Here is a 4,823-nt window from a genome sequence, read left to right on the forward strand (position 1 = left end):
AACTTCTGGCGGAACTTCGCGACCTTCGGCGCGACGACGAACGCGCAATAGCCCTGGTTCGGATGCTGCGCGAAGTAGTTCTGGTGATACGCCTCGGCCGGAAAGTAGTTGCCGTCGAGCGGCAACACCTGGGTGACGATCTTGGCGTCGTACACGCCCTCGGCCGCCAGTTCGCGGATCGCCTGCTCCGCCGTTTCGCGCTGCGCCTCGGAGTGCGTGAAGATCGCCGAGCGGTACTGCGTGCCCACGTCGTTGCCCTGGCGATTCAGTTGCGTGGGATCGTGAATCGCGAAGAAGATGTCGAGAATCTCGCGATAGCCGATCTTCGCAGGGTCGAACTGCACCTTCACGACCTCCGCGTGGCCGGTGCCGCCGTCGCAGACCTGCTCGTAGCTCGGGTTCGCGACGTGGCCGCCCGCGTAACCCGACTCCACGGCGACTACGCCGTCCACGCGCAGGTACACCGCTTCCAGGCACCAGAAGCATCCGCCGCCAAGGGTGGCCTCTTCGACTGTCTGTGCTGTCTGGACTGTCTGATTCATGCTTTTCGCTCCTTTGATCGTGACTGCGCGCTCAGGCGCATTGCCGGCGCAGCGGGCCGCGCGAGCCGCCAACCGCCGCTTCCGCTAAAATTGTGACAATTCGCAGATTTTCCAAATGACGTTGATGCCGATTCCCGCTCCTGCCGCCGCCCGCGTGCCCCTGGCCCGTAAGGCCCTCCATGGCGACGGCCGACGTAGTGACGCCCACCGTAGCGACGGCCGCCACAAAGGCGCGCGCCCATGACCCGCCGCGCCAGCCCGCCCAATTTCGATGACGCCGCATTCCGCCGCGCGCTCGGCCAGTTCGCCACCGGCGTGACGGTCATCACGACGCGCGCGCCCGACGGCCAGCTCGTCGGCATCACGGCCAGCTCGTTCAACTCGGTCTCGCTCAGTCCGCCGCTCGTGCTGTGGAGCCTCGCCACGCGCTCGGCGTCGATGCCCGTGTTCCGCTCGAACAGCCATTATGTGATCAATGTGCTCGCGGCGTCGCAGCTCGACCTGTGCAAGCGCTTCGCGACCGTGAAGGGCGACCGCTTCGAAGGCGTATCACACGCGTCGGGCGACACCGGCATGCCCGTGCTGGACGGCGCGATTGCGTGGTTCGAGTGCCACAATCGCAGCCGCTACGACGAAGGCGACCACGTGATTTTCGTGGGCGAAGTAGAGCGCTGCGGCGTGCGCGAAGACGCCGCGAGCGCCTCGCCGCTCGTGTTCCACGCCGGCGCGTTCCACCAGCTGCAATCGCTCTGACGCTGCGCGCCGCCGGCCGAACCCGGCGCCCCTCGCTATTTCCCGCTACGCCTGCGCGCTCTTCGGTTCGCGCTGCGCGATCAGTTCCACGGGCACGCCCGCTTCCATCTTCAGCGTCGTCAGCACGATGTTCGAGCGGATGTCCATCACGCCCGGCGCCTTGTAAAGCTTGTTGAGCACGAAGTCCGAGTAGTGCTTGAGGTTGTGCGCGAGCACGCGCAGCAGATAGTGTGTCTCGCCCGTCACCACGTAGGCTCCCACCACTTCCGGCCAGTCGCGCAGCGCCGTGACGAAGCGCTCGTGCCAGCTTTCCTGGTCGTTGCGCATCGATACCTGCACGAAGGCTTCCATCTCGAAACCGAGAATCTCCCGGTTCAGGCTGGCCCGATAGCGCTCCACCACGCCCTGCTCCTCGAGTAGCCGCAAACGGCGCAGGCACGCCGACGGCGAGAGCGAAATACGCTCCGCCAGATCGAGATTGCTGATCCGTCCCTCGTTTTGCAGCACGGCGAGAATACGGCAATCGGTAGCATCAAGCGAGATTGCGTTCATATTTGGTCTCCATTCCCGTCTTGTAACAAATTATGTGCCAACAACCGAAGTTTGCGGCGTTTTTTTCGCAAGCACATTTCACGCGGGGTTGCCTATCATTCGATTGACATGGAGACAACGCTTTAGGGCGCACCTTTTGACATGACACAGATCTGGGACATTTCACCGCCCATCCACCCCGAAACGCCCGTCTGGCCCGGCGACACGCCTGTCGGCATCGAGCGCGTGTGGCGCATGGAAGCCGGCTCGCCGGTCAACGTCGCGCGCGTCACGCTCTCGCCGCACACCGGCGCGCACACCGACGCCCCGCTTCACTACGACGCCGAAGGCGCTCCGATAGGCGCGGTGCCGCTCGACGCGTATATCGGCACGTGCCGCGTGATTCATTGCGTGGGCGCCGCGCCGCTCGTGCTGCCCGCCCACGTGGAAGGCGCGCTGCAAGGCATCCCGTCGCGCGTGCTGCTACGCACCTACACGCAGGCGCCGCAGGACCGGTGGGACAGCGCGTTCTGCGCCGTCGCGCCGCAAACCATCGACCTGCTCGCCGCGCACGGCGTGCGTCTCATCGGCATCGACACGCCCTCGCTCGACCCGCAGGAATCGAAGACGATGGACGCGCACCACCGCATCCGCGCGCATCGCATGGCGATCCTCGAAGGCGTCGTGCTCGATGCCGTCGCGCCAGGCGACTACGAACTGATCGCGCTGCCGCTGAAGTTCGCGACACTCGACGCGAGCCCCGTGCGCGCCGTGCTGCGCGCGCTGCCACACGTCGACGCCGACGCCGACGCCACTTGAATCCCCGCAATCCCGCTCAATCCGCCAAGTCACGACATATACACATGAACGACCGCAACGAAGCCCTGGCAGCCGATCGCGCCGATCCGCTCGCCGCCCTGCGCGAGCAGTTCGCGCTCCCGCCCGAAACGATCTATCTCGACGGCAACTCGCTCGGCGTGGCGCCCGCGGCCTCGGCCGCGCGCGCGCAGGCCGTGATCGGCGCCGAATGGAGCGCAGGACTCATCCGCAGCTGGAACAGCGCGGGCTGGTTCGCCATGCCGCGCCGCCTCGGCAACAAGCTCGCGAAGCTGATCGGCGCGGCCGAGAACGAAGTCGTCGTCACCGACACCATCTCGATCAATCTCTTCAAGGCGCTTTCCGCCGCGCTGCGCGTGCAGAACGCGCGCGACCCGAAGCGCCGCGTGATCGTCTCCGAGCGCTCGAACTTCCCGAGCGACCTGTACATCGCGCAGGGGCTCATCGAGCAGCTCGACCGCGGCTACGAGCTGCGCCTCGTCGACGACCCCGCGGAGCTGCCCGCCGCGATCCGCAAGGACGTGGCCGTGGCGATGATCACGCACGTGAACTACCGCACCGGCGAGATGCACGACATGCGCGCGCTCACCGAGCACATCCACGCGCAGGGTGCGCTCGCGCTGTGGGATCTCGCGCACTCGGCGGGCGCGGTGCCCGTGGACCTGAACGGCGCGAACGCCGACTACGCGGTGGGCTGCACGTACAAATACCTGAACGGCGGCCCGGGCTCGCCCGGCTTCGTGTGGGTGCCCAGGCGCCATCAGAATGCGTTCTCGCAACCGCTTTCGGGCTGGTGGGGCCATAAGCAGCCGTTCGAGATGGACCCGCAATACCGCCCCGACGACGGCATCGGGCGATATCTGTGCGGCACGCAGCCGATCGTCTCGATGGCGCTCGTCGAATGCGGCCTCGACGTGTTCCTGCAAACCGACATGCAAGCAATCCGCCGCAAGTCGCTCGCGCTCACCGACCTGTTCATCGAACTGGTCGAGACGCGCTGCAAGGAATACGGCCTCACGCTCGTCACGCCGCGCGAGCATGCGGAGCGTGGCTCGCACGTGAGCTTCGAGCATCCGCACGGCTATGAAGTGATGCAGGCGCTGATTGCACGCGGCGTGATCGGCGATTATCGCGAACCGCGCGTGCTGCGCTTTGGCTTCACGCCGCTGTATCTGCGTTACGTCGACGTGTGGGACGCCGTGGAGACGCTGCGCGACGTGCTCGCCACCGAGTCCTGGCGCAAGCCCGAATTCGCCGAGCGCGGCGCGGTGACCTGAGGAGCCGCACATGAACGATCACATGCAGGTGCCGGGCATGCCCGACGCAGTCGAAGGCGCGACTGCCGCACGCGGCGGCTGCCCGTTCGGGCATGGCGCGGCAGCGCCCGTGCAACAGGCGCAGAGCGCAGCGGCCGGAGGCGAAGGCTGGCACGACGCGCAGCTCGACTTCTCGGGCTCGATGAGCTACGGCGACTATCTCGCGCTCGACGCCGTGCTCAACGCACAGCATCCGCTCTCGCCCGATCACAACGAGATGCTGTTCATCGTGCAACACCAGACGAGCGAGCTGTGGATGAAGCTCGCGCTCTACGAGTTGCGCGCGGCGCTCGCCAACGTGCACCGCGACGCGCTGCCGCCTGCGTTCAAGCAGCTGGCGCGCGTCTCGCGCATCATGGAGCAGCTCGTGCAGGCGTGGAACGTGCTCTCGACGCTCACGCCTTCCGAGTACACGGCCATGCGGCCGTATCTCGGCGCCTCGTCGGGCTTCCAGTCGTATCAGTACCGGCAGATCGAGTTCCTGCTCGGCAACAAGAACGAGCAGATGCTCAAGCCTCACGAGCACCGGCCCGAGATTCACGCGCAGGTGAAGGCGACGCTCGAAGCCCCCTCTTTCTATGACGAAGTGATTCGCCTGCTCGCGCGGCGCGGCTTCGCGATCGCGCCCGACCGGCTCGCGCGCGACTGGACGCAGCCTACCGTGCACGACGCGACGGTCGAGGCGGCATGGCTCGAGGTCTATCGCAATCCTTCGGAGTACTGGGATTTGTACGAGATGGCCGAAGAACTCGTCGATCTCGAAGACGCCTTCCGCCAATGGCGCTTTCGCCACGTGACGACGGTCGAGCGCATCATCGGCTTCAAGCAGGGTACGGGCGGCACG

The 4,823-nt window shown here is 66.2% G+C and carries 6 protein-coding genes; 4 read left to right on the top strand and 2 right to left on the bottom strand.

Translation table 11 applies throughout. The features are described 5' to 3' along the window. Positions 1-542, bottom strand: a 542-nt coding sequence (gene msrA / locus VMJ11_RS07375; protein ID WP_325618435.1) for a peptide-methionine (S)-S-oxide reductase MsrA, incomplete at its 3' end; no start/stop codon positions are given. Between the two features lie 240 nt (positions 543-782). Between msrA and VMJ11_RS07380 the strand changes: the two genes are divergently transcribed. Then, positions 783-1,295 carry a flavin reductase family protein gene (locus tag VMJ11_RS07380; RefSeq protein ID WP_325618437.1) on the top strand — a complete coding sequence of 171 codons (513 nt, stop codon included), beginning with the start codon at positions 783-785 and terminating at the stop codon, positions 1,293-1,295. Between the two features lie 45 nt (positions 1,296-1,340). On the opposite strand, the gene VMJ11_RS07385 is transcribed toward VMJ11_RS07380, so the two are convergent. Beyond that, positions 1,341-1,847 carry an Lrp/AsnC family transcriptional regulator gene (locus VMJ11_RS07385; RefSeq protein ID WP_325618439.1) on the bottom strand — a complete coding sequence of 169 codons (507 nt, stop codon included), beginning with the start codon at positions 1,845-1,847 and terminating at the stop codon, positions 1,341-1,343. A gap of 141 nt (positions 1,848-1,988) precedes the next feature. Here VMJ11_RS07385 and kynB point away from each other — a divergent pair, with 141 nt between their 5' ends. The 3 genes from kynB to kynA all read left to right on the top strand — a co-directional run. Continuing rightward, positions 1,989-2,645: an arylformamidase gene (gene kynB / locus VMJ11_RS07390; RefSeq protein ID WP_325618441.1), complete on the top strand. Its 657-nt coding sequence runs from the start codon at positions 1,989-1,991 to the stop codon at positions 2,643-2,645. Positions 2,646-2,689: 44 nt separating this feature from the next. Further along, the gene (gene kynU, locus VMJ11_RS07395; protein ID WP_325618443.1) at positions 2,690-3,940 is read left to right on the top strand and encodes a kynureninase; all 1,251 of its coding nucleotides are present in this window, start codon (positions 2,690-2,692) and stop codon (positions 3,938-3,940) included. A 10-nt stretch (positions 3,941-3,950) separates the two neighbouring features. Continuing rightward, a partial coding sequence (gene kynA, locus VMJ11_RS07400; RefSeq protein WP_325618445.1) for a tryptophan 2,3-dioxygenase occupies positions 3,951-4,823 on the top strand: 873 nt, incomplete at its 3' end.

It is taken from the genome of Paraburkholderia sp. (assembly GCF_035501035.1).
GTDB lineage: Bacteria > Pseudomonadota > Gammaproteobacteria > Burkholderiales > Burkholderiaceae > Paraburkholderia.

Bases quoted from the DNA above. Each gene is read 5' to 3' on its own strand.
- VMJ11_RS07380 (WP_325618437.1), top strand. From the start codon at position 783: ATGACCCGCCGCGCCAGCCCGCCCAATTTCGATGACGCCGCATTCCGC.
- VMJ11_RS07385 (WP_325618439.1), bottom strand. From the start codon at position 1,847: ATGAACGCAATCTCGCTTGATGCTACCGATTGCCGTATTCTCGCCGTG.
- kynB (WP_325618441.1), top strand. From the start codon at position 1,989: ATGACACAGATCTGGGACATTTCACCGCCCATCCACCCCGAAACGCCC.
- kynU (WP_325618443.1), top strand. From the start codon at position 2,690: ATGAACGACCGCAACGAAGCCCTGGCAGCCGATCGCGCCGATCCGCTC.